Source organism: Vibrio navarrensis (assembly GCF_015767675.1).
Taxonomy (GTDB): domain Bacteria; phylum Pseudomonadota; class Gammaproteobacteria; order Enterobacterales; family Vibrionaceae; genus Vibrio.
On record NZ_CP065218.1, the window covers coordinates 965,865 to 991,756 of the forward strand.

The window sequence follows — 25,892 nt, forward strand, 5'->3', positions numbered from 1 at the left end:
CAATGAGTCGGCTCTCAAGCCGCCCCCAACCATCTGCAAGGAATACTCCATGTCTTCAGCATTTTACCAACAGATCCGCAATCAACTTGAAGAAGTGAAAGCGGAAGGCCTGTACAAATCTGAGCGCATCATTATCTCTGATCAGCAAGCGGCGGTGAAAATCGCCAGCGGCGAAGAAGTGCTGAACTTCTGCGCCAACAACTATCTGGGCCTAGCCAATCACCCGGCGTTGATTAAAGCGGCCAAAGAGGGGATGGACAGCCACGGTTTTGGTATGGCGTCGGTACGCTTTATCTGTGGTACGCAAGACATTCACAAACAGCTTGAGCAGAAGCTTTCGCAATTCTTGGGTAAAGAAGACACCATTCTTTACACCTCCTGCTTTGATGCCAACGCTGGCCTGTTTGAAACCCTGCTGGATAAAGAAGACGCCATCATCTCTGACGCGCTGAACCACGCTTCGATCATCGACGGCGTGCGTCTGTGTAAAGCCATGCGTTTTCGCTACAGCAACAACAACATGCAAGAGTTGGAAGAGCAGCTGATCGCGGCCAAAGCAGCGGGCGCGCGCAACATTCTGGTCGTGACCGATGGCGTGTTCTCAATGGACGGTGTGGTTGCCAACCTGCCAGCCATTTGTGACCTAGCAGAAAAATATGGCGCATTGACCATGGTCGATGACTCACACGCAGTCGGCTTTATGGGCCCAACAGGTGCAGGCACGCACGAGTATCACAACGTGGTGGATCGCATCGACATCATCACAGGCACGCTTGGCAAAGCGATGGGCGGCGCATCGGGCGGTTACACAGCGGGTAAAAAAGAGGTGATCGACTGGTTGCGTCAGCGCTCTCGTCCGTACCTGTTTTCAAACTCGGTAGCGCCGGCGATCGTTGCTGCCTCCATTCGCGTGTTGGATCTGCTGCAAGAGAGCGGCGATCTGCGCGCTCGCTTGTGGGAAAACGCGGCGCACTTTCGCACTCGCATGACTGAGGCTGGCTTTACTATGGCCGGTGCCGATCACGCCATCATCCCCATCATGCTGGGTGATGCCAAAGTGGCGGCGGAGTTTGCTGAGCGCGCATTAGCCAAAGGCATCTACGTGATCGGTTTTTCATTCCCAGTGGTACCCAAAGGCCAAGCGCGTATCCGCACTCAGATGTCGGCTGCACACTCTCGCGAGCAGCTTGATAAAGCCATTGATGCGTTTATCGAAGTCGGCAAAGAGATGGGCATTATCTGATTTTTTGCCTCGCATCGCGCGGGGCATATTTGGTGAATAATATGAAAATCAAAGCATTATCAAAGCTTAAGCCTGAAGAAGGCATCTGGATGACCGAAGTGGACAAGCCTGAACTTGGTCACAACGATCTGCTGATCCGCATTAAGAAAACCGCTATCTGTGGCACCGACGTGCATATTTATAACTGGGATGAATGGTCACAAAAAACCATTCCAGTGCCTATGGTCGTCGGCCATGAATACGTGGGCGAAGTGGTCGGTATCGGCCAAGAAGTGCGTGGTTTTGCCATCGGTGACCGAGTTTCTGGCGAAGGCCACATCACGTGTGGTCACTGCCGTAACTGCCGTGGTGGCCGCACGCATTTGTGCCGCAATACCATCGGTGTTGGCGTTAACCGCACAGGCGCGTTTGCTGAATACTTGGTGATTCCAGCGTTCAACGCATTCAAAATCCCAGATGGCATTTCTGACGATCTCGCGTCCATCTTCGACCCATTTGGTAACGCAGTGCACACCGCGCTGTCGTTTGATCTCGTGGGTGAAGATGTGCTGATCACTGGCGCAGGCCCAATCGGCATTATGGCCGCCGCTGTGGCGAAGCACGTTGGTGCGCGTCACGTAGTGATCACCGATGTGAACGAATACCGCTTGGATCTTGCGCGTAAAATGGGCGTGACTCGCGCGGTGAACGTTGCCGAGCAGAAGCTCGATGATGTGATGGCTGAGCTGGGCATGACAGAAGGCTTCGATGTGGGCCTAGAGATGTCGGGCAACCCATCGGCGTTTAACTCAATGCTGAAAACCATGAACCACGGCGGCCGCATTGCACTGTTGGGTATTCCACCCTCAGACATGGGCATCGACTGGAACCAAGTGATCTTCAAAGGCTTAGTGATCAAAGGGATCTACGGTCGTGAGATGTTCGAAACTTGGTATAAGATGGCGAGCCTGATCCAATCTGGCCTCGATTTAACGCCAATTATCACCCATCACTTCAAAGTAGACGATTTCCAAAAAGGCTTCGACGCTATGCGTAGCGGGGCTTCCGGCAAAGTCATCCTCGATTGGGAATAAAAAACAAAGCGCTCCGAAAGGGGCGCTTTTTGCATTGGATACTACTGTAAGCATAAACAGTGAAATGGAAAATAAAGCCCCATTTAGCCCTAGAAAAAGCCCTAATTTAGCCCTAAAGGCATTTTCACCACGCCCCAAAGCACTCACTTTTAGCCCTAAACTCCTCATAGGCTTTGGTATATGGTGAGGGTAGATTATTGCCCGTTGAGCGAGGTTATAAGTACTTATCTTTACAGATATTGCAGACATAACGCCTTGTTATGCGATTGTTGGACCTTAATATTCAACCTTCTGAAGGCGACGTTCAGCCAAATCCTTGTAAAAACTATCCCCGTCACCGGATTCCTTGATAATTAAGTTCAACCATTCGCGAGTCTTTGCCCAGTCTTTATTGCTCCAATATGCCTGTGCAATTTGGTATCTGAATGCTTGAAGCGTTGATGCCGTTGGATGTTCCTTTTCAAAAGATGCAAAAGTCTCAAGAAGTTGGGGCATATATTTTCCGAACGCAGACTTAACGCCATGTTTATCACCATATCTTCCTGGATCTTCCCAACCCAGAAGCGTTCGAAGTTTATCTTGGTAGGCTATGCGCGATGCTGTCGATTTGGGAAACTCAGAAATAACTTTGTCATACCACTTTATTGCAGTCTCAACATTTGGAATCCAACTGGAATCAATAGTGAACTTACTATCTTTTCCTCTGGACCAAAAATCCCCATGCCGGAGATATGATAAAGCGATAGCGTTTTCGACAGATTCCTTCGTTGATTCACCAACAATTTCTGCGAGTTCACTAATCCTGTCTTTTACGGTTTTCGCTTGAGTGGAGTTCGGGTACTTTTTAACAAGATTACGCCATGAATCAAGCGCGACTGAAACCTTATTTTCATCAAATGCAATGCTGCCCAGCAAATAGTAGGCTTGTGCTTTGTCGGAATCGGCTGACTTACTGAAAACCACCTCAATCAGCTCGGACTTTGCTTCCTGTGTTAATCCATGCTGATTTAGCATACCCGCCTTTTCGACTGATGCCGCAATAGACACTGGCGTTGCTATCAATGCCGCAGCCATTGAAATAGCTAATAGCTTAACTTTCATCTTTCACTCCTTCGTTTTTTTGGTTTTACGCCGCTTAAGGTGAGCAACGCAATACCGATACCGCCGCATACCACCTTAAACACTAAATCCAACGCATAGTAAAAATGCCACGCGTTGCGAATTACTCTTCAGCAGTTTATTAGCAATATCAACCTACACACTTCGCTGCTGGTTCAGCAATAAACAAATATAATGCAGGAGTCACCAGCATAAACAACGCGGACGCTAGTCTGCTCTTTACCAAACTCACTTCTTCCCCAAACCCATTGTTAGCGATATATCTAACTAGCTCAGAAAGCATTACGTAACACAATACAATGATACTTGTAAGAAAAGATCCTAGTGCATAATCAAAATTACCGAAAAGCAACATTAAAATAGTGAAGCCTAATATCATTCCGTATGATGGAGCGCAAAATGCTGTTAAAAAGGATAACAATGGATTCACAAGTTTTTTAAATAGAAACTCTTTAATTACATTGTCATTGGAAGTTTTGTGACCAAATACCAACATAATTAGAGAAGCCATCATAATCGCATTTATTAAAAGAAAAGATATTGTTCTTATAGCAATATTCTCACTAAATATTGCGGTAGCTTCTTCTTCGAACTTACCTCCGATCATGTACGCTAAGAGCAACACACATATAGACAACACAACGAACGGAATTACCTCAACAAAGAAGTTTTTCAGCCTTTTATTCATACAGGTTTTCCATATTGCTAACGCCGCATCAGGGTGTGAGCAACGCAACCACCTAATCTTAACCATATCACCGTAAACACAAAACCCAACGAAGGAATGAAAAATGTCAAGCGTTGGGAATCACTCTTAAATGCTTTGTTATAAACATGGCTATGCTGTTTTTATTACTTCTGCAATTTCCTCGGCAATTTCTTCTACAGTGTGCATGGCAGTATTTCGCCCTAATTTATCAGCCAATGATGGGCTATAATCAATGACTTCTTGTTTAGAAATATTGTGCCAGATAGGAAGCAATACTTGCTCTTGGGTAACTGATTTAGTTACAAGACCATCTAGCTCATAATTTGTCCAGCCTTTACTTAGGAATGATTTAGATAAAACTACAACGCCAAATTTGCTTTTTGCTAAACCAGAGTCTATTTTCCGTCTTAAGCTATCACCTATTTTTAATTCATATTCGTCATACCAAACCTGTAAGCCCTTTTCTTTTAACGCATTTGCTAGAGGACGGACTACATCATCTTTATCTTCTGATGCATGAGAAATGAAAACATCAAACTCACGATGAACTTCCTCATTTGGAAAGTTGGGATCTGGCTCATCACGGCGAACTAGGCTTGGGATAGAGGCCAAGCTTGCTTCTTGTGCAACAGGCAACGCACTAGGAAGAACTCTAACAGCCGACCTAACTTGTCCTCTTAAGCCTGCCATATCGACTGTAACGTGCCATTGACCTGAGCTTGGAACTGTAAGCCTGAAAGGTGATTGTTTAACTAAACCGCCGTAGTATTGATGCCTACGACCGTTTTTATATGATTGAAAATTTGAATTATTCATCAGCCGCACATTTGCAGCGCTTCCTTGCAAAGTGACCTCAATAACATCACCACTTGATAAACGATCAAATTTATAATGAGTAAAATTCATGAATAATCCTTCATTGTTGAATAATGCTTATAACGCCCGCCAAAGGGGGTGGCAACGCACAACACTAAGCTCAAAAATAACAACTGCAACCACCGCGGTTCAATGGGACTGGAAACGCCATGCGTTGACAGTCCCTCTTGAGGCGTTTGTTAAGTGCCTTTTCGCGCTGGCTTATAACTCTTTTTGGCATTTTCTATAAAGTTTTGCCCGTCAATCACTTTTTTAACTACAAGATCTATAAATGTATCTGAGTAGTAGTGAATCTCTGGATTACAATTTTTGTGATGATACTCGTTATTCGCATTCTTTATTTTTAGTTTGTCGACTATTGCCCTGAAACAATGTTGGTTAATAGTAGGCTTCCCTGATTTTTTACATCTCGCAACTAAGAATGTAGTCAATGCCTCCTCGGAACATTGCTCTTTAAGCCTATCATTAAGCTTCTTAATTGCTGTATTTTCCAAGTAAGGGTGAGATTTTTCTCGATCGATTGGCTTATGTATAATTAGAGCTTTCTTTAACCCTTCCATACCATCTTCTGCTTTGGCTAAAGTTATCGGCTGCCCATCAACATCTCCATCCTTAGCAAACACCAACTTCACATTTAGTGGTATGGCAAACTCAATATCATCTGTATTTTTAACATCTTCGGTCAGGCTTTCAGCCAAAGTTAATATTTCTGTTGCAACATCACCGTAATTTGTTTTAAGAACTGATACTGGAGGATATTTAAAGTCACCAACCAATGAAATCATGCCAGTATGTGATGAATTTAAAAAAGATTGTTCAGAAAACTCTTCAAATTTTGCGGAATAATTCAAAACCCCAGATTGAAATAGCCTCGAAGCAATTCCCTGAATTTCAGGCATTAGTAGGTGTACAGCTTGATCTCTGAAGAATACTATTTTCTCTAAGTTTGCTTTTACCTTATTTCCTTCAGGAAATATTAGGTTGATGGCTTCTCGTAATGAAATGGTTTCTTTAATACCGTTTCTCTTGAGCTTTTTGAATATAGTGTTTTCACCATCTTTTTCAATGATCATGGCTTTTAGGAGTTGCTCCCAAGCTGTGCAAAAACACATAACAAAACCGTCCATACGATTTTCGAGTGACGGTCTGTTATATAGCTCCAGAGCCAGAAGCATGTTATCACGGGATTTACGAAGCAGAGCTTTGGCAAGTTTAGATTTACAATTGTGCCCCAATCCACGACGGTGCTTACTTTGTGATAATTTCTTGGAGAACTCAATTAAAGACAAGTTAAGTGAGTTAGATGCTTCGTACGAACCTAAAGTTACTTCGCTTAAAAAGTCTGAAAGCTGCCCTTTATTGAAATATGTCTTAAATGTTGATTCCTTCCAACCAGTAGCGCTTATCAGTTCGTCTTTCGTAAAGCTTTTACTAGTTCTCTCCTTTTCTTGTAAAAAACAGAGAAATCGTTCGTGGCTTTTATTAACTTTCATAATTATTTTGCCTATAACTCAACTCAAAACTTAGCGATTCTTAATGGAACACTCTGTCACTTAACTACCACTAACCAACACTAACATTCTAACCCTTGCCCCACGCGGCTTATACTGTACAACGACTTCTATCGCACATTGAGCAACTTGTATCACAAAAACTAATGATATAAGCATCATGTTGTGTCTTCTGCTTACATTATTGAGCATTACAATGGGAAGCAAAGGCGGAACGGGGTGTTTGGGGCAGGAAAAAGGCCGCTAAAAAAGCGGCCTGAATGAGTTTAGCGGTGCTTGTTAACTTGCTTACACAACCTTTCGCTGACAACGCGTGAGAGTTCGGCGAGCTGTTCTAGATCGCTAAAGCCGACATCGGGTTCTTTGAAATAGTTGATGTACTGGTAGCGGTTCATGATCATTTCATCGGCGCCGCGTGTCCATGATTCAACCTATTGTAAGCCGCAAATGCAACGCATCCCGAATCGATTTGCTCCGTTTGCTCGGCATATTACCGATTGCTGCAAGAGAAGAAGCGATCCTCAAACTGATGATTCGCTTCTCGCGTTTTAATCTCGTCTATTGTGCGCAGCACTGGATTGTCACAAACGGCCGATTTGACGAAGCTTTCACATTTTAAGCTTGAGCTACCGCCCACAGGCAAACAGTGCTCGTCGTAATACCAGTTGGTGACGATGCCAGTTGCATCCATCACGGAAGCCGAGGCGAGCTTGGTATCCACGCCAGTGTGCCTGTCGAAACCGTAGAAGGGCGTTGAGCTGTTGAACGATGCCTCAATGCATTGATAGACGTCGGTCACATCCTGATCGAGTTCAGACACACCACAATCGTGATACGAATCCCCGCTTGCCAATGAGTCCAATACGCTTGCTTGAAACGTTTCAAAGGTGATTTTTTTCTCTTCACCGGTGTTTTGATTGGTCTCTTTCTCCTCATTTGAGTTCGCGACACTGCTGTCATTGCAACCCGCTACCACGGCAAAAAGCAGTAGCATCCAACACTTCGTCTTGCTGTTCATCAAATCTCCTTATTTGTCTAACATGCAGTAGCCGCATACCAACGCGGTAACTGTTATTCCAGGCGATGCATAATGTACAATGACTTGCGTAAAATGTTGAGCAACTTATGTCACATAAACTTATGGATTGAGTGCCAATTTGTTTATTCTGCTCACACTATGCAAAGCAAAAGAGGCAAGGGTTTTGTTTTAGTTCTGGCAGGCTTGAGACGGAAAAGCAGGCCGTTAGAAACGTAGCCTGCTGAGATTAACGGTGCTTGTTGACTTACTCATTTACGGCAGTGGATTAAGTAAATCGCATCGCTAGTTTGTCGGTGTAATCAATAGTAGAAAATGGAAGCGAAAATACTATTTAGCGCACTCCGTTTTTTCTATTTCTTCATCGTTGGCTACGTTACATAACATTAACTTGTCACTACTCATCGCTTTAGTAAAATCACTTTTTGTTGGATTACCTTGCAGGACAATACTGGTTAATTTAGCGACTTCGGATTTTGTCAATGTTTCATAATCGATATTATATTGTGCAATAATAGGCTGCTCATTGTTCTTTTGATAACAGAGCTTGTTAATATAATGGTCACCAATATCAACACGGGTCTCATCGTAAAAACCCTCTACTGAGATATCGATAGTACAGACTAATGCACCTTGGGATTTTTCATCATTATCTGGCAAGCGGGGAAGGCTGGCAGAAAGATTAAAACTGTTATCCGTACGCTTTAATTGATACGTTTGCATGTTGTGCGACCAGTATCCGGTATACGGCAGATTTGTCTTGTAGCCCCAAATGTCCTCCGAATTAAAGTTGCCAGTGTACGTTAGGTCATTGCATGTATTACGGAAAAAGTGGTAACTGTCGCGATTAACAGAACTATTTTTAACGTGTACTACCTTGGTATCTGCCGCACAATCCCCACTATTATCACCACCACACCCAGGGCGTCCGCATGAATGGTTAGAATTTAGTCATTGACTTAAATCCAGCAACTAAGACTTGCTCCAAGAAGCCGGGGTTCATCATGCAACGTTTCTGCTTCATTGGCACACTAATTTTGCTTGGCTCAGCTCTTAGCATGTTAAGTGCCATGTGTCTTAAACCTGCCAAATTTTCAGCCGCGTTTTGTCGGTAAATCTGACAAGCGTCTTCTCGCATGCTCACATCTAAAATCCAGTGCATTGACTCTATGCCCCAGTGGGCTCGAATGGCATTTCCTGCCTGCTCCGCGGTCAGGTCTGCTGAACTTATGTAGTAGCGGTACTCCAACTTTGGCGCTTTACCTTTGGCTACTCGGTAATTTTCAACCATGACAATACTGGTGAGTCCGCTCCACGTTGAGAAGTCACCCTCTAACTCACTAGCCTTGAGTACATGGCAAGTACGTGCTTCAACGCGGCCTTTTTGTTTCTCGATTTGATAGGTGGTTTTGTCAATTGGGGCACGGCGGTGTGGGGCGAAGGCTGTCTGTATGGCTGCCGACAACTTGCCTTGATTCCCCTTTACTGCCAACAAGTAATCACCGCCCTTGCTAGTGATCGCCTTGGCAATCTTGGTCTGGCAGGCCATCGCATCAATCGTCACGATAGCTCCTCGCAAGTCGAGCATCTTAATAAGCTCTGGAATCGCGGTAATTTCATTGCTTTTATTGTTGGTTTTGAGTTGACCCAGTACCATTTGGTTAGCACTTGCATAGGCGCTCACCATATGGATGGTGCTTTGCCTGTCGTCTCTATCGTAGGAGCCGCGCAAAGTCTTGCCATCAATGGCAACCACCTCACCAAACGTCATGGTATGTACCGCATTCATCCAACCCAGGAAGCAGTCGCGAAACTCGGCAGGATCAATATTTGCAATCAAACGAGCAAAGGTATCGTCGACAGGCACACCGTTTTCAAACAGCCCCTGTTTAAGAAACCACTCATGGTGGCCAAGAACATATTCACGAATGTCAGTCCAGCCTTGACCTCCGGCTATCACGGCACAGATAGACCCAAACAAAATATCAAACAGAGGATAATCAACTTTTGCACTTTGCCGTTTGTCACGGATGATACTGAAATGCGCTTTGATGGTATTAATATTCATGGTCGCTCCCCAAAAGAAGAGCATAAGATCACAGACCGTGCTTCAGGTCAAATTTAACCTTGCGTTGTACAAGAAATGTTCATGATCTTGCCCTGCCACCACACCCAGACAATACCGCCAAGGTAGTAAGAATTAACAAGCCATTTTTCATTATTTTTCCTCATTCTGAGATTATAATTTTTTTAAGACTTGCTGATTATTCAAAGTTTATAAAATCATTCTAGGTAAAAAAAGATATTATTGATCTTCGGTCACACTCGGTAGGGGTAATAAATGCAGTTCCGAATTTTACTTACAGAAAAATAACATATTTTAATATCTTGAGTGTTCAATTTTTGATCATGTTGGCAATGCTTCTAATACAACGTTTCGCAGATTCACAGACTCCAGATAACTGATAAAAGCCATGAATGACGCCTAAATAACGTTCACAGTAGCTTCCACACCTTGCGAAATCAGTGAGCGACACTATTCGCCCGCACTGTCGCCGACAAAAACGATCTGCTCCGTATTCGCGCCTATGGATATTCATGCTTTCACCTCCTATGCTTGCTTTACATCAGTGAAGGGGGAGCGCACATGGTTCACTTTATTCGTCGGTTATGCACTTTTGCTTTGATTGTCTTCGTGACCTTACCTGTTTCAGCTACGACGACCATTCGGTTAACCTATTCAGATCTTGAGTCTTATCCGTTTCTAATGGGGGATGGTTCCGAGCTGGCAAGCCCGCCCGGATTGGCATTAGATGTGCTTGACCACGTTGCATCAAAACTTGATCTGAAAATTGAATATGTTCGACTGCCGGGCAAACGTGCTTTACAAAACATAGATTCTGGTCACGTCGATGGCGGATTTATTTTTTCCTACAACGCGCAGCGTGCACAATATGCACGTTATCCGATGAACGGCGATCTGCCCGATGGCACAAAGCGCATCGCCACCATTGGGTACTATTTCTACACGCTGGCAGATAAAACGTTGGACTGGGATGGAGAAAAACTTGCCGATACTGAACAACAGATAGGCGCTCACTTGGGGTTTTCTATTGTCAATGAGCTGAAGAAAAAACAGCTCAAAGTTCAGGAAGTCAAGAGCACAGAACAGCTGTTCCAAATGTTGGAGCTTAAACGTATTTCTACCATGGCGGTTCAAGATACGATGGCCCAGCAGTATATTGCCATTCACAACCTATCAAATGTAAAGCAGGTGGAGCCAGCCATCACGACGAAAGATTACTACTTGGTGTTTAGCCACCAGTTTATGGAAGCCAATGCTGAGCTCGCTGAAAAGATATGGCAAGAGATTGAACAAGTCAGAGATGACGTCTACTCAAAGCAGAAAGATAAATATCTTGAATGAGTCAGTCAGCCATAAGGTAGCTGTTCAATGTTTGATTGTGCCATAGGGGATAATATTAACTCATTGATTATGTTAACTTTTTAAAATAAATTAAGAAATAGATATCTATTGTACGTACTTAGTGTATAGTAGCGGCAGCTCAAGTAGCGAGCTATTAAAAAGAATATTTAGTTCAAGATCTCCCAGTTTTATTGATTTGATTTGTCATATTCATCCTGCGATACCTTTTTCTTCATTCCTCACTTAGTAGCTTCATTTTTTAAATTCATTAATTTATCGAGATTTATATGTCAAATAATACAACTGGCCTAGTTAAATGGTTTAACGAAACTAAAGGTTTTGGCTTTATCACTCCAGATAACGGCGGTGCTGATCTTTTTGTTCACTTCCGTTCTATCACAAGCAACGGTTTCAAAACTCTAGCTGAAGGTCAAAAAGTATCTTTCAGTATCGAACAAGGCAACAAAGGCCCACAAGCGGCTAACGTTACTGTTCTGTAAGCGCTTTTCGTGAGATCTCGCCTATGCCTAGTTAAGGCGAGATCTTGTTTTCTCATGTGCAGTAAGGAGTTAAATGACTCGAAGAGCTAATCGTAAAACATATTGGTATTACGTTTTGCGTGAGCAACAAATACCAAAAGGACAACAATTCATTGTTCAAAATCAATTATTGCCTACACCACAATAAGACCTCTTGGTCATCCACCATCAATCAGCTAAATAGTGATGCATTAAAGCGTCATATTTTACCCAAAGTCACAACAGATTTTTTTGACTTAGATTTTTCATATTGCGAGTTAACTCATTCAGGCGAAATTAGAGATTCACAGGGCTTGGTCTTGGGAAGCTTTTATATCTCTGACAACCAAGGAGATTGAACGTTGAAGAGTAAAGTAGATCGCTGTAACGCTAAGGCGGATAAAAGTAGAATCAGCATTAAAGATGAAAAGCCTGACAATCTTCATAAAGTAAGAAAAAAAATCGAAGAGATTCTGTTGGAACGCGAAAACAAAAAACTTTGGGAACTATAATTAGGGGAATAGATATGAAAAAACCAGTGAAGAAAACAGCAAAGAAAATGCGTAAAGCGGATTTTGAAGTTCGATTCGCGGTGATGGTTGGAGAATATAACAGTGCGAAAGAAGTACTCGATGCTCTCCCAGAAGGTTCACCTGATTATGTAAAGCAGAAAAAAAAGTGTGACAGTTTGTTTGCCACCGCAGAACGTTTTATCAATACAAATCAATAACCTAGAATTCCCTCTATCAAGCAAGTTCTACCCGATGATTCACCAATGAAGCAAATCGCGCAGCGCTCATAGTTTTCCGGGCGTTATCCGTGCGATTGCGCGAAACTCGCGGGTCATATGAGCTTGATCACTAAAGCCAAACTGTTGTGAAACCTCCACGAGACGGGCGCACTTGTACTGGCGTAAATAGTCGATGGCTTTTTTCACTCTCAAAATGCGCTGATACTGCTTGGGTGTCATGTCCATCCAGTGTTTAAACAGGCGCTCGATTTGCCGCTGACTTAGGGCAATTTGTTCATCTAATTCTCCTAGCGTGATATCGAGCTGAATGCATTCGAGAGCCTGCTCAAGTGAGCTTGGTATGAGATCAGTTCGCTGAACATTGTCGTTAAGCCATGTGTAAAGCGTGTCAATCCGGCTTGCGTTGTCGCTGTGTGATTGCAGTGTGTCGTACAAGTCATACAGTCGAAAGCGCTGATCCTCTGGCCTCTCGAGTAAGGTGAGACGGTCAAAATGCTGACCTAACACGCCATAGCCGATGGCGGGATGAAAGCGGATACCGGCCAGTGTCGCGCCGGGAAAGAGCGTGATCTGCTGTGATTGCTTTTCTACGGGCGAAACGAGCACGCCGTGAGTGAGCGGCTTTTCTCCCAGTGTTACTTCGCCGCCGAGATGGAACACAATGCCGCTGCCTGCATCGGTGTACAGAGGTTTTATGACAGGTTCGCTGTGCAGTTCGCAGACAGAAGCCGACCAAATGCCTTGCACCAATACAGACAACTGCCCCGAGGGTTGGGACAGTTGAAAGTTGAACGCGGACTGGTGAGATTTACTGTGGTTTATAGCTGCCTACCTCGGGTTTAAACACTTTCACAATGCGATTCCAACTATTGATAGCGTTGATGGCGATGGTCAAATCAACCAACGTTTTTTCACCGAACGCGCTGACCACTTTATCATAACACTCAGCGTCGACCGTTTTTCCCGCCGTTAAATGTTCAGCCCACTCTAGTGCGGCGATTTCGCTATCTGTATACAAAGGCATGTCACGCCAAGCGTTTAACCCTAATATACGTTCGACACTTTCGCCAGCCGCCATCGCATCTTTGCTGTGCATATCAATACAGAAAGCGCACTGGTTGATCTGCGATACGCGCAGTTTGACCAGTTCCCAAATTTCTACCGTCACGGTTTCGGAAGCACGAAACTGCTCTCGCAAATAGTTTTCCTGTTCCAGCAGAATCTGCATTCCTTTGGCCGCAAGCCCGAAGTAGTTGGCACGTAAAGTCATTGTATTTCTCCTCTGTGGTTGTGAAATACACAATAAACTTTTCGTGCCGAGCCAGTATTGAATAATTTCGACATGCGACCGATCTTAATTACTCAAAATGCGGCGTTTAGTTGGCAGCCTAGATGCCCCCATTCGGCTTATTGACATTGTTTTATAACAATGAGATCCAAGTCCCTCATTCCACAAGATTGATGTCTAATTTGTAAGGATTTATATGTTAAAATTTAGTGCTTTAACTCAGTTTCTATCAACAATTTGCTGCCGATAGTCGGGATGACTACTTTGCTCTGTTGGTACTGAATTTATCGTCAAGCACGCAATTCTTTTAAATAATGTTGTTTGCCTTGCTATCTCTGCACAGTGAAGTGAGTGAGGCAGGAGGAAATATGAAAAGACTCATCTTAGCGGTTGTGGTGGCCATGTTCGCCTTGGCTGCGATTGCCAGTGCCATCTCGACGTCTTACGTCTCGTATCAAGAGATCAATAACGTCATTTTGATTAACTCGAAAGCGAAAGGGTCACAAATGGCTCTGCACGCTGAGTACATTTTAGAAAACTCCAAGCAGCCGATTGACGATCTGCAAGAGATGGTGACGACGCTCAGCCATCGTGCGGACATCGCTTACGCGATAGTGATCGACAAAAACGTGGCGGCGGTCGCGCACAGTGACAAGCAAAAAATCAATAAAGTCTACAAGGATGAGTACACGGTGCTTGGCGCGACACAAGGTGTGGTGCAGCACTCGAAATGGTATGCCGATGTACAGAAAGTGTGGACCTACGACATCATGTCGCCGATTTATGTTAACGGCAAACTCTATGGAACATTAGACATCGGCGTGCCGATCACCGAAGTCGACTCGGCGGCGATGGGCATCATCGTTACCCAATTGGCGACTACTTGCGGTATGTTCGTGCTGTGTATTGTGGTGTTGGCGGGCTTGATGACCAAACTGTTCCAGCCTCTGACTCGTTTGCAAAGTGCGCTTGAAGATATTTCTCAAGGCGATGGCGACTTAACCATGCGCTTGCCCGTTAAGGGCAATGACGAAATCGCTCATATCTCAACCGCATTCAACACGTTTGTCTCGAAAATCAATGACATTATTCAGCAGGTCGTGCGTACTGGCAGCGAACTCAATCAGTCGGCCAATGTGGTGCGTGAGCAGTCGGTGCGAGCGCTGACTCGCGGCGATCTGCAGAACGAACAGTCCACACTGGTGGTGACATCGATGAATGAGATGGTATCGACCATCAATGAAATTTCCACCAATGCCGCAGGGGCGGCGCAGGCGGCGGGTAATGTAAATAAAGAGACCGCCAACAGCAGTGCGGTTTTGCAGTTTGCCACCGAAACCATCAGCAACTTAACTGATGAAATGAACAACACTGCTAATGTGGTGGTGGCGCTGGCGGATAGAACACAATCTATTGAGTCGATTTTGGATGTGATTCGCGGTATTTCCGAACAAACTAACCTTCTGGCACTTAACGCGGCGATTGAAGCCGCAAGGGCTGGTGAAGCTGGGCGCGGTTTTGCTGTGGTGGCCGATGAAGTGAGAAATCTGGCAACCAAAACAGCGCAATCGACCGGTGAAATCCAGACCATGATTGACCATTTACAAGCCGAAGCGAAAAGTGCGGTGACGGCGATGAACGCCAGCCGTGAACTGACCATCAAAGGTGCAGAAGCCACGCTCGAAGCGCAGCAAGCGATCAGAACCATCGCGTCTCAAGTCTCTTCGATTTTAGATCTCAATACCCAAGTGGCAACCGCCACCGAGCAGCAATCGAGCGTAACGAAAGAGATCAACTTGAATATGGACTCGCTCAATGAGTCAGTGAGAGAGGGGCTGAGCGCTAGCCAACAACTGGAAGACACCAGTAAAACCTTGACTGCGCTTTCGCAAACACTGGATAAGTATGCGGGTTCGTTTAAAGTCGGCAAGGCGTAAGTTGCTCTTTTTGTGGTTGAACTGACCAAAATAAAGCCCTGAGGCGTGAAGTTCAGGGCTTTTTGTTTCATGCCACTTAGCGTTATCACAGCGAGCAGTAAAGTTAAAGTGTCAACCCAAGAGCGTTGGCGACCCCTTCACCATAGCGCAAATCGGCTTGCAGGCAGTTGGCGATGTGCCTACGTTTTATCTCCTCTGGCGCATTGCCCATTGCATCGGCGGTGTTTTGGAACAGTCTTTGTTGCTCATCTTTCTTCATTAAGCGGAACAGATTTCCCACTTGGGAGAAGTAATCGGTGTCCTCTCTGTGATTCCAGTGATCGGCGGCCCCTTCAATCGATAAAGGCGGCTCGCGGAAGTCCGGTTGTTCTTGCCATTGGCCATAACTGTTGGGCTCATAACCAATGGTGGAACCGAAGTTGCCATCAACACGCATTGGTCCATCACGGTGATATCCATGCACCGGACATCGCGGCGCATTGACCGGGATTTGGTGATGATTCACACCGATCCGATAGCGCTGGGTGTCGCCGTAAGAAAAAAGTCGGGCTTGCAGCATACGATCGGGTGAAAAGCTGATGCCCGGTACGACGTTGGCAGGATTCATGGCGGCTTGCTCAACCTCGGCAAAGTAGTTATCTGGGTTGCGGTTGAGTTCCAAAACGCCCACTTCGATCAGTGGGTAGTCTTTGTGCGGCCAGACTTTGGTCAGATCAAACGGGTTGTACGGGACTTGTGCAGCCTCTTTCTCTGGCATGACCTGAATGTATAGGGTCCATTTGGGAAAATCGCCATTTTCAATTGATTCATACAGGTCGCGTTGATGGCTTTCGCGATCTTTACTGATGATCGCCTCCGCTTCTTCGTTGGTCAGGTTTTTGATGCCCTGATGGGTACGAAAGTGAAATTTGACCCAAAAACGTTCCATTTGCGCATTGATGAAACTGAAGGTGTGCGATCCAAAACCATGCATATGGCGGTAACTGGCTGGGATGCCTCGGTCAGACATAATGATGGTTACCTGATGCAAGGATTCAGGAAGCAGAGTCCAAAAATCCCAATTGTTCTTTTCCGATCGCATATTGGTTCGCGGATCGCGTTTTACTGCATGATTCAAATCGGGAAACTTCAGTGGATCACGCATGAAAAAGATCGGCGTGTTGTTTCCCACCAAGTCCCAGTTACCTTCCTCGGTGTAGAACTTCACTGCGAAACCGCGAATGTCGCGCTCTGCGTCCGCCGCGCCTCGCTCTCCTGCAACGGTCGAAAAACGCAAAAAGAGGTCGGTTTTTTTACCTACTTGGCTAAATAACTTAGTACGAGTGTAGCGGGTAATGTCTTGGGTGACGGTAAACGTACCATAGGCCCCCGAACCTTTAGCATGCATGCGTCGCTCGGGAATCACTTCTCGGTCAAAGTGAGCGAGTTTTTCAATAAGCCAAATGTCCTGAAGAAGTGCGGGGCCACGGGGGCCAGCGGTCATAATATTCTGGTTGTCTACAACGGGCGCACCCGCAGCTGTAGTGAGTTTGGGGTTCTTTTTCATAATCTACCTTCTCAATTTGATTGAATGAACAAGTGTCTTATTGCTGACTGGTATCGTGGACAATTCGGTGGACCTTTTTCATGCCCACCGATTTTGCTTATTAACCGTTTTTCACTTGTTCAAGTGATGCACCGTAATTGATGTGGAAGACGTTACCGTCGATCACTAAGGCTGGGACCGATTTCACACCCAGTCGTTCGGCTTCGCTAATGCGCCCACTCTCTTTGCCAAAATGAACCACTTCGACGTCGAATTGTTTTGGGTCAAGGGCACTGGCTAACTGCTCTTCAGCGGTGACACAAACAGGGCAGCCTGCGTGGTAAAAAGTTGCTTTTATTGTCATAATTCAGGTCTCTCTACTTTTTGCTTGAGGGATGGGAGTCAGGACGGTCGCCAAACTCACCTGATTCCCACTTTTTTAGCCGTCAGCGAGTTCAGGTCACTGACGACAGAGAAATATCCCGCTAATGTGAGCTGGCTGCTTGTTTGACATTGTCTCTTCAAACGGCCAAGGTCTCTTCAAACGACCGTCTTTTCAAATCAAACGACCATAGCACTTGCGGTGCATCCCTAAGGCAAAACGTTAGGACTCCTAAGCATGTACGTCAAGACAGATGTCTGTCATGAAAACATCAGGGGTGAGTAAACTGCTGCTACGTCTTAAGCTGCTCTGCGAGCTGTGCCTCTTCGTGTTCAGGGCAGTCAAGCCGCAAATGTTGGTCGCCAAAGGGGGCATTGACTAGGTGGCAATAGTGCGGTTGAGAAACACTGTGTTCCTGGTTTTTACCAAAATACTGGCAAGTGACGCACATGCGATTCAACGCAATATCGCCTTGATCTTGGAGCTGTCTGACCATCTTGATGATAAGCCTTAACAGCATCACTTTTTCATTTTCGCTCAGCATTTGGGTGGCACTGCCAAGAAATAGGCTCAGGTTTGCCGACGCGGCCATGGAGCTTCCTGCTTCAGTTAAGGTGATCGATAGGGCGCGTTTATCATCGATTGCAGGCCCTTTTGCTATCAAACCTTTTGTCACTAATGCTGCAACGGCATCGCTCGCCGTCGCTGGGGTAATGGCAAGTTGCTGAGCAATCGCAGACAGACGCAGTGGCACGCTGCGTACCGCAAGCAGCGAGAGAATTTCGGTCTGCGTTGGAGTCAGACCATTGGCCGCAGCATGTTCCCAAGCTTTGCTACGCATTGCGGTGTTGATCTTGGCAAAACCCGTCGAGATACGAGCTTCGATTGGTGAGCTAATTTTGTCGAAGTCATTCATGGCGTTGATCACTTTTTCAGTTCGGGTAAATGACGTTTTACCGATTTCATCAGTTTTTGGAATGAAGGGCAGGTCAAATGAGAAGAGTGAGGGCAGTTTGCGACATGATTTAAACTGTCTCGCACCGCTTTAAGCCGTTTGATCTGTGCATCGATCTCTTGGGCCTTGTTGCTTAACATTTCGCGATCAATGACCAGCATATCTTGCGATGATGTCGCTAGCATGGCGGCAATGTCGTTGAGTGAAAATCCGGCCAACCTTCCCAGAGAAATCAGGTTCAGTTTCTCCAGCACATTGGGAGCGTATTGGCGCCTTAGCCCACTTCGTCCAATCGAAGTAATCAGCCCCAATTGTTCGTAGTAGCGCAGTGTCGAGGCGGGAAGACCAGATAGCTTAGTAACCTCGGCAATATCCATAAAATTGTCCATTGACTTAAAGTGAGCTTCAAGTCGTACCATGCAAGTTGATAAACAACAAGCCAATTTTTAGCCTAAAGAAGGAGAATGGAATGGATACGATGATCGGGCTGCAAGCGATTTTTATTGGTCTTGGAGCAACATTGCTAATGGACGGCTGGTCGTGGATTCAACGCAACGTATTTGGCATCGCCTCGCTCAATTATGCCTTAGTTGCACGCTGGATTCTGTGGATCCCAGAGGGAAAATGGATGCATGACACCATTTTACAAACGCCCAAAGTGGCGGGTGAACAACTACTCGGATGGTTACTGCATTACGCGATTGGCATCGCCTTCGCCTTTCTTCTCATTTGGTGGGCGGGTGAACACTGGCTTGCTGAGCCGTCTTTGGACGAAGCCGTTGTCATTGGCATGGCCACCTTGTGTGTGCCATTTTTGTTGATTCAGCCCTGCTTGGGATTTGGCGTGGTCGCCAGTAAAACGCCAATGCCTTGGCAAGCACGCGTTTTAAGCTTTATCACCCATCTGGTTTATGGCACTGGGCTGTTCATCAGTGCCGAATTACTGCGCTGGATAACGGCGTGACTTGCTGCATCAGCCGATTCTTGTTAGTGTCGTTGGCTATGAATATGATCAATAGCTTAACGTCCGTTTTCTTCTGGTGGCGCTCTCTCTAGAGCGGCGCGGAATGCTTACATTCTTTAGCTGCTGGAAGGTAGCTAAAGATCACTCTCTTTTTATCTCCAGTAGCGTCCTTTTAACTTGGAGATAACCCATGCAATCAACAAAAACTGAAACTCAAAGCGAAATCATTTTAACTGGCGATAGAGCCACTGGGCCGTTGCACCTCGGTCATTATGTCGGCTCGTTGCAACAGCGCGTTGCGCTGCAAAGCATCCATCAGCAGACCATTTTAGTGGCCGATATGCAGGGGCTGACCGATAACGCCCATCAACCGGAGAAGGTGTCGAGCAATATTTTGAATGTGGTCGCCGACTACTTGGCGGTGGGCATTGATCCTCTGCAAACCACCATCTGTTTGCAGTCGCAATTGCCCGCGTTGGCAGAGCTGACCATGTATTACAGCAATCTCGTTTCCATCGCCCGCTTGGAAAGAAACCCGACAGTGAAGAATGAGATCCATAGCAAAGGCTTTGGCCGTTCCATTCCAGCGGGCTTTCTGACCTATCCAATTTCACAGGCGGCTGACATCAGCGCGTTTCGCGCTACGCTGGTTCCAGTGGGAGACGATCAACTGCCCATGCTGGAACAAACCAATGAAATTGTACGCAAGATCAACAGTCTGGCAGGAAGCGACGTGCTGCTTGAGTGTCGTGCGCTGCTGAGCAATGCACCGCGTTTACCCAGCACCGATGGCAAAAACAAGATGTCTAAATCCATGGGTAACGCCATCAATCTTGGCGCCAGTGAGCAAGAGATCCGCGCGGCGGTCAAATCGATGTACACCGATCCTAACCACTTACGCGTTGACGATCCGGGGCAAATCGAAGGCAACGTGGTGTTTACTTATCTGGATGCTTTTCATCCCGATCATGCCTATGTGGCTCAGTTGAAAGAGCAGTATCAGCGCGGTGGTCTGGGCGATGGCACGACCAAGAAAATACTGGAAGAGTGTTTACAAGAGTTGCTCAAACCGATCCGCGAGCGCCGCCAGCGTTACTTGGATGACAAAGCGCAATTGATTGAGATACTGCGCTTGGGCAGCCAGATTGCGCAAGGCAAAACTCAGCAAGTGCTTATCGATGTCCGCGGTGTGTTTGGTTTGAATCTGTTCTGAACTTGCGCAAAGCAGAATGACAAACAGCCGCGGATGAATCGTGGCTGTTTTAGCCAAAGTCTGCTGAAAATCAGTTTGAACACACGCTCTTTGGTGAGTATATTTTATGAATACGATAAAATTTTTTTATTAAAAAATGGTCTTGAAAGCGATTTTTCCGGCCCTATTTATTGCACTGAAGCGAGATAGCAATGGCTTGCTTCAGCAATCTAATCAACTCTGTCTTTTATTTTTTATGCTAAGTAGGAGGCACTAGCAAATGAATATTCGTCCTTTAAATGACAAGCTGATTGTTGAGAGACAAGAGGTGGAAAACAAATCTGAAGGGGGAATCGTTCTCACTGCTCAATCGGTGAAAAAATCAAACCGCGGCAAGGTGATTGCGGTGGGCGCTGGTAAACGTCTGGACAATGGTGAGCGCGCGGCGATGGATGTCAAAGTGGGTGAGCAAATTATTTTCAACGACGGTTATGGCGTGAAAAGCGAAAAAATTGACGGCACAGAGTATCTGATTCTCTCTGAATCAGATGTGTTGGCAATTGTTGAGTAATCATTTTTGAGTCGTTTTTGAGGAGATTACTATGGCTGCAAAAGAGGTTTTATTTGCCAATGATGCGCGTCAAAAAATGCTGAAAGGGGTGAACTTGCTGGCGGACGCTGTCAAGGTAACGCTCGGGCCAAAAGGGCGCAATGTGGTGCTGGATAAATCTTACGGCGCACCCACCATCACCAAAGATGGTGTTTCTGTGGCAAAAGCGATTGAGCTAAAAGACAAATTTGAAAACATGGGCGCGCAGATGGTGAAACAAGTAGCGTCCAAAGCGAACGACGAAGCGGGTGATGGTACTACCACCGCAACGGTGCTGGCACAATCTTTCATCAATGAAGGGCTTAAAGCGGTCGCTTCTGGCATGAACCCGATGGATCTGAAACGCGGTATCGACAAAGCCACCGAGGCAGCGGTAGCGAAATTACGTGAAATGTCGAAACCTTGCAGCGATAAAGAGTCGATCACCCAAGTAGGTAGCATTTCCGCCAACAGCGATCGTGCGATTGGTGAAATCATTGCCGAAGCGATGGAGAAAGTGGGTCGCAACGGTGTGATAAGCGTGGAGGAGGGCCAAGGGCTGGCTAACGAGCTGTCTGTCGTTGAAGGCATGCAGTTTGATCGCGGCTACCTGTCGCCGTACTTCATTACCAACCAAGAAAAAGGCTGTGTTGAGCTCGACAACCCTTACATTCTGCTGGTGGACAAAAAAATCAGCACCATCCGTGAGCTCTTGCCAGTACTGGAAGCCATTGCGCAATCTTCCCGCTCGCTGTTGATCATTGCCGAAGATATCGAAGGCGAAGCGTTGGCGACGCTGGTGGTGAACAATATGCGTGGCATCGTACGTGCGACAGCGGTGAAAGCGCCGGGCTTTGGCGACAATCGCAAAGCGATGATGGAAGACATTGCGGTGCTGACCGCAGGTACGCTCATCTCTGAAGAGATTGGTCTAGAGCTTGAAAAAGTGACACTAGAGCAGTTGGGTAGCGCGAAGAAGGTGACCATCACCAAAGACACCACCACCATTGTGGGCGGTAGTGCGCAGGCGCATGCGATCGAAGATCGCGTGGCGACGCTGCAAAAACAGATCGAGACCACCACGTCATCATACGACAAAGAGAAGCTGCAACAACGTATCGCTAAGCTCTCTGGCGGTATTGCGCTGATCAAGATCGGCGCGGCCACCGAAGTGGAGATGAAAGAGAAGAAAGACAGGGTAGATGACGCGCTGCATGCTACTCGCGCGGCAGTGGAAGAGGGCATTGTTGCTGGTGGTGGCGTGGCGCTGACCAAGATCGCTAAAGAACTGGCGGATCTCAAAGGTGACAACGACGATCAAAACGTCGGTATTCGTGTTGCGCTGCGTGCGATGGAAGAGCCGCTACGTCAAATTGCAATCAACGCGGGTGACGAAGGTTCCGTGGTGGCGAACGCGGTTAAATCGGGCGACGCCGACTACGGTTACAACGCGGCGACGGGAGAATTTGGCAACATGATCGAGATGGGCATTCTGGATCCGGCCAAAGTGACCCGTTCGGCGTTGCAGTTCGCTGCCTCCATCGCCGGGTTGATGATCACGACCGAAGCGATGGTAAGCGATCACGTCGAAGTGGAGAGCGAAAAATAATCGCTTGAGCTCAACATGAAAACCAGACGGGCTCGCGTGAGCCCGTCTGACTAACGATGTGAGGTGAATGTGATGACTCGTTTACCAGCCTTTTCTTTCTCGGTGAGTGAATCTGGCCTGCGTGGCGGCGACAGCCATTGGCCCGATACGCTGAATTTTCCTCAAGTGACGGCCCATCCGATCTTCTCTATCGCCAGCTACCTGCCAAGAGTTTGGCCACGGTTGGTATTTGTGCTGGAACTGCCTGCGACTTCGCAAAAGCAGCCCCCAGTGGTGCACTAAGCCGCATGCGCTTGAAGCCGTTCATGCGGCTATTACCATATCTGGCGAATATCGGAGGAGATGTCGCTGATCATCTGCCTTGCGCTCTCATCGAGAAATTGCACCAGCGAGATAAACAGCAGGTCAGTAATCACGTTTTGCGCGCTGCGTGAGGCAATCGCCGAGCTGCGATGCTCGGTTTCATCGGCGATGGTGTCGAAGGTCATGTCTGCGATTTGGCGCAGTCGGCTTTTTTTCGGTGAGCTGAGCGCGATCACTTTCGCTCCCTGTTCTCTGGCCGCTTCGGCCGCCACCAAGATCTCTTTGCGCTCTCCAGAGAACGAGATGGCAATTTGCACATCTTGTTCGCTCAAGGTGCGCGCCACCGCGATCTGCACATGGCTGTCTTGCTCGGCCAAGGTGGTGATGCCGAGTTTAAGCAGCTTATAACTGAGGTCTTTCGCCGTTAACGCAGAATCCCCAATGCCGACAATCTGCACGCGCCTTGCCTCACTTAACCACTGCACCGCCTGATGGCACGCGTCATAAGAAAGCGCATTAGTGGTTTGGAACATCGCGTCAGTTTTGGCTTTAATCAGCTTTTGCGCAATCACCGCCAGCGGATCATCGGCCAGAATATCGCTGTGCAACGGCGTGGCCTGCATTGCTTGCTTGCGGCCAATTTCTTCCGTCAGAGCGAGCTTAAATGCGCTGTAACCTTTAAAGCCGAGTCGCTGAGTAAACTTGACGATGCTCGATTGGCTCACTTGTGCCTGCTCTGCCAGCTCTTGGCTGGTTAATTGCGCCGCTTTTTCTGCATTTTCTACAATCCAATCGCCAATCAATCGGCCACTTTGTGACAGCTGAGTTCGTCTTGCGACGATTTTATTGATAACAGACATCACTAAACCTCAAAAAGATTAAATAAATTATTCCAAACAAAAAATAAAAACAGAAATCAGCAAACCACTAATTAAAAGCGACTTTTCTTCAAATAACGGTCATTATCACCCTTGAATTAGTCCCATTATTCCAGAGTTCATCTGCCTAAAGAATAACCTTAAGTGTGATTTTTATCACCAAAACCGAATATTTTATTCCATAGAATCGCCCTCAGTTCAAAACCTATTATCGAGAAATGTCCACCATGAAAATTGATTTAAGCCGTTTGGTTACAGAAAGCCGCAACCCAGCCAGTGCAGAGATTGATACCCTGTCCACCGTCGAGATGCTCAGAGTCATCAATCAAGAAGATCAGAAAGTCGCACTGGCGGTGGAAGCGGTTTTGCCGCACATCGCCCAAGCGGTGGATGCCATCACACATGCGTTTGCCCACGGTGGCCGTTTGATTTACATGGGCGCAGGTACCTCGGGCCGCTTAGGCATTCTTGATGCCAGTGAGTGCCCACCAACTTACGGCACTCCGGCAGAGCTCGTGGTTGGCCTGATTGCCGGTGGCCACACTGCCATTCTAAAAGCGGTGGAAAATGCCGAAGACAACCGAGAGCTGGCGCAAAACGATCTCAAATCACTCAACCTGACAGCCAACGATGTGGTGGTCGGCATTGCCGCCAGTGGACGCACACCTTATGTCTTGGGCGGTTTGGAATACGCCACCTTGATTGGCGCAACGACGGTGTCGATCGCCTGTAATCCGGTTTGCCCGATGGCCGATGCGGCGCAAATCGCCATTTTGCCCGTGGTGGGCCCAGAAGTGGTCACAGGCTCTTCTCGCATGAAAGCGGGCACGGCGCAAAAACTGGTGCTCAATATGCTGACCTCTGGCGCGATGATCCGCAGTGGCAAAGTTTTTGGTAATTTGATGGTGGATGTGGAAGCAACCAACGCCAAGCTGATCCAACGCCAAACCAACATCGTTGTAGAGGTCACTGGCGTGTGCGCAGAAGAAGCAGAAGAAGCGCTAAAGGCGTGCAATCGCCACTGCAAAACCGCGATTTTAATGATTCTTTCTGGCCTAGACGCCGAGCAAGCCAAAGCCAAATTACAACAGCACAACGGTTTTATCCGCGCTGCGCTAAACGACAAGTAACCGTTGAGGTTTCAAGGAGACCGTTATGGCAAAGATAACCCAAACAATGATCTCGCAGCTGCTGGCTGCGGTGGGTGGCAGCAGTAATGTCAGCAAATGTGGCAACTGCATGACCCGACTTCGCTTAACGCTGGCCAACAATGGCGTAGCGGATCAAGCTGTGATTAAGCAGATCCCCGGCGTCATGGGCGTGGTGGAAAGCGATGAGCAATTTCAGATCATCCTTGGCCCCGGCAAAGCGAAGAAAGACGCGGTGCTGCGCACGCAAGTAAAAGGGGCGATCATCCCGGGCATTCTCGGCATCGGTGAGCCACTGATTTACGGCGTCACCCTGCCACGCGTCAAGCCGTTTGTGACGGCCTGTATTGGTGGCGCGGCGGGCTTCTTCTTCATCGGCTTGGTTTCCTACCTTGGCTTACCTGTCGGCTTGAATACCGTGTTTGGCCCGTCTGGTATCGTGGCGATCCCACTGATGACATCGCACAGCGGCATCTTCGCAGGCATGGCGGTATTTCTGGTTGGCCTGCTCATCTCCTACGTGGTTGGCTTCCTCGCCACTTACTTCTTTGGCAGCAAAGACGTCGATTTAAGCTGATTTATTCTTCCCCCTATAGGAATGAACTGGCTGCGCCTTTGAGCACTCAAGGGCGCGCTCCTTATCTCTAAAAACACAAGGTTCAAAACACGTTACCTCAAACTTTTTCCTGCCGAAAAAGCGTGTTGTTGAACCAGGTTTGACTCTGTATATAGGTTATTTCATCCCATTTATTGAAATTTTTATTAACGTTTTCAAAGATTAAATCCATGCCGTTCAATTCTATAAATTAGAAAAATGGATCTATTTTCTGAACTAGCCTCATAAAGTTTATGCGATGAG

29 protein-coding genes and 1 pseudogene are annotated in these 25,892 nt (G+C 46.8%); 14 read left to right on the forward strand and 16 right to left on the reverse strand.

What is annotated here, in order from left to right; translation table 11 throughout:
• Positions 1-49 precede the first annotated feature (49 nt).
• Both I3X05_RS20965 and tdh read left to right on the forward strand, forming a co-directional pair.
• Positions 50-1,243 (forward strand): glycine C-acetyltransferase, encoded by a 1,194-nt coding sequence (locus I3X05_RS20965; RefSeq protein WP_045570076.1) that lies wholly within the window; start codon positions 50-52, stop codon positions 1,241-1,243.
• A gap of 41 nt (positions 1,244-1,284) precedes the next feature.
• On the forward strand, positions 1,285-2,316 hold the full coding sequence (gene tdh, locus I3X05_RS20970) for an L-threonine 3-dehydrogenase (RefSeq protein ID WP_039426995.1): 1,032 nt from the start codon (positions 1,285-1,287) through the stop codon (positions 2,314-2,316).
• A 276-nt stretch (positions 2,317-2,592) separates the two neighbouring features.
• Here tdh and I3X05_RS20975 read toward each other — a convergent pair whose 3' ends face one another.
• From I3X05_RS20975 to I3X05_RS21015, 9 genes and pseudogenes are all read right to left on the reverse strand, one after another.
• On the reverse strand, positions 2,593-3,417 hold the full coding sequence (locus I3X05_RS20975; protein ID WP_193167369.1) for a tetratricopeptide repeat protein: 825 nt from the start codon (positions 3,415-3,417) through the stop codon (positions 2,593-2,595).
• A gap of 148 nt (positions 3,418-3,565) precedes the next feature.
• The gene (locus I3X05_RS20980) at positions 3,566-4,123 is read right to left on the reverse strand and encodes a hypothetical protein (protein ID WP_193167368.1); all 558 of its coding nucleotides are present in this window, start codon (positions 4,121-4,123) and stop codon (positions 3,566-3,568) included.
• A gap of 150 nt (positions 4,124-4,273) precedes the next feature.
• Positions 4,274-5,050, reverse strand: coding sequence for a DUF1883 domain-containing protein (locus tag I3X05_RS20985; protein WP_193167367.1), 777 nt, complete (start codon positions 5,048-5,050; stop codon positions 4,274-4,276).
• A 149-nt stretch (positions 5,051-5,199) separates the two neighbouring features.
• Complete coding sequence (locus I3X05_RS20990) at positions 5,200-6,513, reverse strand: DUF3644 domain-containing protein (protein WP_193167366.1); 1,314 nt, start codon at positions 6,511-6,513, stop codon at positions 5,200-5,202.
• A 284-nt stretch (positions 6,514-6,797) separates the two neighbouring features.
• The gene (locus I3X05_RS20995; protein ID WP_264299421.1) at positions 6,798-6,926 is read right to left on the reverse strand and encodes a hypothetical protein; all 129 of its coding nucleotides are present in this window, start codon (positions 6,924-6,926) and stop codon (positions 6,798-6,800) included.
• Between the two features lie 95 nt (positions 6,927-7,021).
• Positions 7,022-7,549, reverse strand: a complete 528-nt coding sequence (locus I3X05_RS21000; protein ID WP_337971238.1) for a hypothetical protein — start codon at positions 7,547-7,549, stop codon at positions 7,022-7,024.
• A 348-nt stretch (positions 7,550-7,897) separates the two neighbouring features.
• The gene (locus tag I3X05_RS21005; RefSeq protein ID WP_337971239.1) at positions 7,898-8,290 is read right to left on the reverse strand and encodes a hypothetical protein; all 393 of its coding nucleotides are present in this window, start codon (positions 8,288-8,290) and stop codon (positions 7,898-7,900) included.
• A gap of 217 nt (positions 8,291-8,507) precedes the next feature.
• Positions 8,508-9,635, reverse strand: coding sequence for an ISAs1 family transposase (locus I3X05_RS21010; protein ID WP_337970597.1), 1,128 nt, complete (start codon positions 9,633-9,635; stop codon positions 8,508-8,510).
• Between the two features lie 328 nt (positions 9,636-9,963).
• A pseudogene (locus tag I3X05_RS21015) lies at positions 9,964-10,100 on the reverse strand (alpha/beta hydrolase); the annotation flags it as partial.
• Between the two features lie 114 nt (positions 10,101-10,214).
• On the opposite strand from I3X05_RS21015, the gene I3X05_RS21020 reads away from it, so the two are divergent.
• The 4 genes from I3X05_RS21020 (at position 10,215) to I3X05_RS21035 (ending at position 12,242) form a co-directional block, all read left to right on the forward strand.
• Positions 10,215-10,994 (forward strand): substrate-binding periplasmic protein, encoded by a 780-nt coding sequence (locus tag I3X05_RS21020; RefSeq protein ID WP_337971240.1) that lies wholly within the window; start codon positions 10,215-10,217, stop codon positions 10,992-10,994.
• Between the two features lie 287 nt (positions 10,995-11,281).
• Positions 11,282-11,494, forward strand: a complete 213-nt coding sequence (gene cspE, locus I3X05_RS21025) for a transcription antiterminator/RNA stability regulator CspE (protein WP_039427009.1) — start codon at positions 11,282-11,284, stop codon at positions 11,492-11,494.
• 380 nt (positions 11,495-11,874) lie between these two features.
• Positions 11,875-12,024 carry a hypothetical protein gene (locus I3X05_RS21030; protein ID WP_171816715.1) on the forward strand — a complete coding sequence of 50 codons (150 nt, stop codon included), beginning with the start codon at positions 11,875-11,877 and terminating at the stop codon, positions 12,022-12,024.
• A 14-nt stretch (positions 12,025-12,038) separates the two neighbouring features.
• Positions 12,039-12,242, forward strand: a complete 204-nt coding sequence (locus I3X05_RS21035) for a hypothetical protein (protein ID WP_045570084.1) — start codon at positions 12,039-12,041, stop codon at positions 12,240-12,242.
• Between the two features lie 66 nt (positions 12,243-12,308).
• On the opposite strand, the gene I3X05_RS21040 is transcribed toward I3X05_RS21035, so the two are convergent.
• Both I3X05_RS21040 and I3X05_RS21045 read right to left on the reverse strand, forming a co-directional pair.
• The gene (locus tag I3X05_RS21040) at positions 12,309-13,022 is read right to left on the reverse strand and encodes an AraC family transcriptional regulator (protein ID WP_045570085.1); all 714 of its coding nucleotides are present in this window, start codon (positions 13,020-13,022) and stop codon (positions 12,309-12,311) included.
• 49 nt (positions 13,023-13,071) lie between these two features.
• On the reverse strand, positions 13,072-13,533 hold the full coding sequence (locus I3X05_RS21045; RefSeq protein ID WP_193157465.1) for a carboxymuconolactone decarboxylase family protein: 462 nt from the start codon (positions 13,531-13,533) through the stop codon (positions 13,072-13,074).
• Positions 13,534-13,919: 386 nt separating this feature from the next.
• Here I3X05_RS21045 and I3X05_RS21050 point away from each other — a divergent pair, with 386 nt between their 5' ends.
• Positions 13,920-15,488 carry a methyl-accepting chemotaxis protein gene (locus I3X05_RS21050; protein ID WP_045570087.1) on the forward strand — a complete coding sequence of 523 codons (1,569 nt, stop codon included), beginning with the start codon at positions 13,920-13,922 and terminating at the stop codon, positions 15,486-15,488.
• Between the two features lie 103 nt (positions 15,489-15,591).
• Here I3X05_RS21050 and I3X05_RS21055 read toward each other — a convergent pair whose 3' ends face one another.
• The 4 genes from I3X05_RS21055 to I3X05_RS21070 all read right to left on the reverse strand — a co-directional run bounded on the left by I3X05_RS21055 (position 15,592) and on the right by I3X05_RS21070 (position 18,727).
• Positions 15,592-17,034, reverse strand: a complete 1,443-nt coding sequence (locus I3X05_RS21055; RefSeq protein WP_337971241.1) for a catalase — start codon at positions 17,032-17,034, stop codon at positions 15,592-15,594.
• 100 nt (positions 17,035-17,134) lie between these two features.
• A complete protein-coding gene (locus tag I3X05_RS21060) occupies positions 17,135-17,377 on the reverse strand; it encodes a thioredoxin family protein (protein ID WP_045570089.1) in 243 nt (80 codons plus the stop codon).
• A 310-nt stretch (positions 17,378-17,687) separates the two neighbouring features.
• Complete coding sequence (locus I3X05_RS21065) at positions 17,688-18,311, reverse strand: MarR family winged helix-turn-helix transcriptional regulator (protein ID WP_045570155.1); 624 nt, start codon at positions 18,309-18,311, stop codon at positions 17,688-17,690.
• A gap of 8 nt (positions 18,312-18,319) precedes the next feature.
• Entirely contained in the window at positions 18,320-18,727 is a 408-nt protein-coding gene (locus tag I3X05_RS21070) for a helix-turn-helix domain-containing protein (protein ID WP_337971242.1), read from the reverse strand.
• A 92-nt stretch (positions 18,728-18,819) separates the two neighbouring features.
• On the opposite strand from I3X05_RS21070, the gene I3X05_RS21075 reads away from it, so the two are divergent.
• The 5 genes from I3X05_RS21075 to I3X05_RS21095 all read left to right on the forward strand — a co-directional run bounded on the left by I3X05_RS21075 (position 18,820) and on the right by I3X05_RS21095 (position 22,986).
• Positions 18,820-19,314 carry a DUF2938 domain-containing protein gene (locus I3X05_RS21075; protein ID WP_337971243.1) on the forward strand — a complete coding sequence of 165 codons (495 nt, stop codon included), beginning with the start codon at positions 18,820-18,822 and terminating at the stop codon, positions 19,312-19,314.
• A 190-nt stretch (positions 19,315-19,504) separates the two neighbouring features.
• Entirely contained in the window at positions 19,505-20,527 is a 1,023-nt protein-coding gene (trpS, locus tag I3X05_RS21080) for a tryptophan--tRNA ligase (RefSeq protein ID WP_045570092.1), read from the forward strand.
• 259 nt (positions 20,528-20,786) lie between these two features.
• Positions 20,787-21,077 (forward strand): co-chaperone GroES, encoded by a 291-nt coding sequence (locus I3X05_RS21085; protein ID WP_193167362.1) that lies wholly within the window; start codon positions 20,787-20,789, stop codon positions 21,075-21,077.
• A gap of 31 nt (positions 21,078-21,108) precedes the next feature.
• Entirely contained in the window at positions 21,109-22,704 is a 1,596-nt protein-coding gene (groL, locus tag I3X05_RS21090) for a chaperonin GroEL (RefSeq protein WP_045570094.1), read from the forward strand.
• Positions 22,705-22,776: 72 nt separating this feature from the next.
• On the forward strand, positions 22,777-22,986 hold the full coding sequence (locus I3X05_RS21095; RefSeq protein ID WP_193186808.1) for a hypothetical protein: 210 nt from the start codon (positions 22,777-22,779) through the stop codon (positions 22,984-22,986).
• A gap of 32 nt (positions 22,987-23,018) precedes the next feature.
• Here the strand turns inward: I3X05_RS21095 and I3X05_RS21100 are convergent, their stop codons facing one another.
• Entirely contained in the window at positions 23,019-23,867 is an 849-nt protein-coding gene (locus I3X05_RS21100; RefSeq protein ID WP_337971244.1) for an SIS domain-containing protein, read from the reverse strand.
• Positions 23,868-24,112: 245 nt separating this feature from the next.
• Between I3X05_RS21100 and murQ the strand changes: the two genes are divergently transcribed.
• A complete protein-coding gene (gene murQ, locus I3X05_RS21105) occupies positions 24,113-25,015 on the forward strand; it encodes an N-acetylmuramic acid 6-phosphate etherase (RefSeq protein ID WP_045570156.1) in 903 nt (300 codons plus the stop codon).
• A gap of 25 nt (positions 25,016-25,040) precedes the next feature.
• Positions 25,041-25,610, forward strand: coding sequence for a PTS transporter subunit EIIB (locus I3X05_RS21110; RefSeq protein WP_045570097.1), 570 nt, complete (start codon positions 25,041-25,043; stop codon positions 25,608-25,610).
• Positions 25,611-25,892: the final 282 nt, after the last annotated feature.

What these genes read in the sequence shown, in the direction of transcription:
- groL (WP_045570094.1), top strand. Translation starts at nt 21,109, where the DNA reads ATGGCTGCAAAAGAGGTTTTATTTGCCAATGATGCGCGTCAAAAAATG.
- I3X05_RS20985 (WP_193167367.1), bottom strand. Translation starts at nt 5,050, where the DNA reads ATGAATTTTACTCATTATAAATTTGATCGTTTATCAAGTGGTGATGTT.
- I3X05_RS21110 (WP_045570097.1), top strand. Translation starts at nt 25,041, where the DNA reads ATGGCAAAGATAACCCAAACAATGATCTCGCAGCTGCTGGCTGCGGTG.
- I3X05_RS21020 (WP_337971240.1), top strand. Translation starts at nt 10,215, where the DNA reads ATGGTTCACTTTATTCGTCGGTTATGCACTTTTGCTTTGATTGTCTTC.
- I3X05_RS21045 (WP_193157465.1), bottom strand. Translation starts at nt 13,533, where the DNA reads ATGACTTTACGTGCCAACTACTTCGGGCTTGCGGCCAAAGGAATGCAG.
- I3X05_RS21095 (WP_193186808.1), top strand. Translation starts at nt 22,777, where the DNA reads ATGACTCGTTTACCAGCCTTTTCTTTCTCGGTGAGTGAATCTGGCCTG.
- I3X05_RS21100 (WP_337971244.1), bottom strand. Translation starts at nt 23,867, where the DNA reads ATGTCTGTTATCAATAAAATCGTCGCAAGACGAACTCAGCTGTCACAA.
- I3X05_RS20980 (WP_193167368.1), bottom strand. Translation starts at nt 4,123, where the DNA reads ATGAATAAAAGGCTGAAAAACTTCTTTGTTGAGGTAATTCCGTTCGTT.
- I3X05_RS21060 (WP_045570089.1), bottom strand. Translation starts at nt 17,377, where the DNA reads ATGACAATAAAAGCAACTTTTTACCACGCAGGCTGCCCTGTTTGTGTC.
- I3X05_RS21035 (WP_045570084.1), top strand. Translation starts at nt 12,039, where the DNA reads ATGAAAAAACCAGTGAAGAAAACAGCAAAGAAAATGCGTAAAGCGGAT.
- trpS (WP_045570092.1), top strand. Translation starts at nt 19,505, where the DNA reads ATGCAATCAACAAAAACTGAAACTCAAAGCGAAATCATTTTAACTGGC.
- I3X05_RS20995 (WP_264299421.1), bottom strand. Translation starts at nt 6,926, where the DNA reads ATGAACCGCTACCAGTACATCAACTATTTCAAAGAACCCGATGTCGGC.
- I3X05_RS20975 (WP_193167369.1), bottom strand. Translation starts at nt 3,417, where the DNA reads ATGAAAGTTAAGCTATTAGCTATTTCAATGGCTGCGGCATTGATAGCA.
- I3X05_RS21070 (WP_337971242.1), bottom strand. Translation starts at nt 18,727, where the DNA reads ATGGATATTGCCGAGGTTACTAAGCTATCTGGTCTTCCCGCCTCGACA.
- I3X05_RS21000 (WP_337971238.1), bottom strand. Translation starts at nt 7,549, where the DNA reads ATGAACAGCAAGACGAAGTGTTGGATGCTACTGCTTTTTGCCGTGGTA.
- I3X05_RS21075 (WP_337971243.1), top strand. Translation starts at nt 18,820, where the DNA reads ATGGATACGATGATCGGGCTGCAAGCGATTTTTATTGGTCTTGGAGCA.
- I3X05_RS21065 (WP_045570155.1), bottom strand. Translation starts at nt 18,311, where the DNA reads ATGAATGACTTCGACAAAATTAGCTCACCAATCGAAGCTCGTATCTCG.
- I3X05_RS21050 (WP_045570087.1), top strand. Translation starts at nt 13,920, where the DNA reads ATGAAAAGACTCATCTTAGCGGTTGTGGTGGCCATGTTCGCCTTGGCT.
- cspE (WP_039427009.1), top strand. Translation starts at nt 11,282, where the DNA reads ATGTCAAATAATACAACTGGCCTAGTTAAATGGTTTAACGAAACTAAA.
- I3X05_RS21055 (WP_337971241.1), bottom strand. Translation starts at nt 17,034, where the DNA reads ATGAAAAAGAACCCCAAACTCACTACAGCTGCGGGTGCGCCCGTTGTA.
- I3X05_RS20965 (WP_045570076.1), top strand. Translation starts at nt 50, where the DNA reads ATGTCTTCAGCATTTTACCAACAGATCCGCAATCAACTTGAAGAAGTG.
- I3X05_RS21005 (WP_337971239.1), bottom strand. Translation starts at nt 8,290, where the DNA reads ATGCAAACGTATCAATTAAAGCGTACGGATAACAGTTTTAATCTTTCT.
- tdh (WP_039426995.1), top strand. Translation starts at nt 1,285, where the DNA reads ATGAAAATCAAAGCATTATCAAAGCTTAAGCCTGAAGAAGGCATCTGG.
- I3X05_RS21010 (WP_337970597.1), bottom strand. Translation starts at nt 9,635, where the DNA reads ATGAATATTAATACCATCAAAGCGCATTTCAGTATCATCCGTGACAAA.
- murQ (WP_045570156.1), top strand. Translation starts at nt 24,113, where the DNA reads ATGAAAATTGATTTAAGCCGTTTGGTTACAGAAAGCCGCAACCCAGCC.
- I3X05_RS21085 (WP_193167362.1), top strand. Translation starts at nt 20,787, where the DNA reads ATGAATATTCGTCCTTTAAATGACAAGCTGATTGTTGAGAGACAAGAG.
- I3X05_RS20990 (WP_193167366.1), bottom strand. Translation starts at nt 6,513, where the DNA reads ATGAAAGTTAATAAAAGCCACGAACGATTTCTCTGTTTTTTACAAGAA.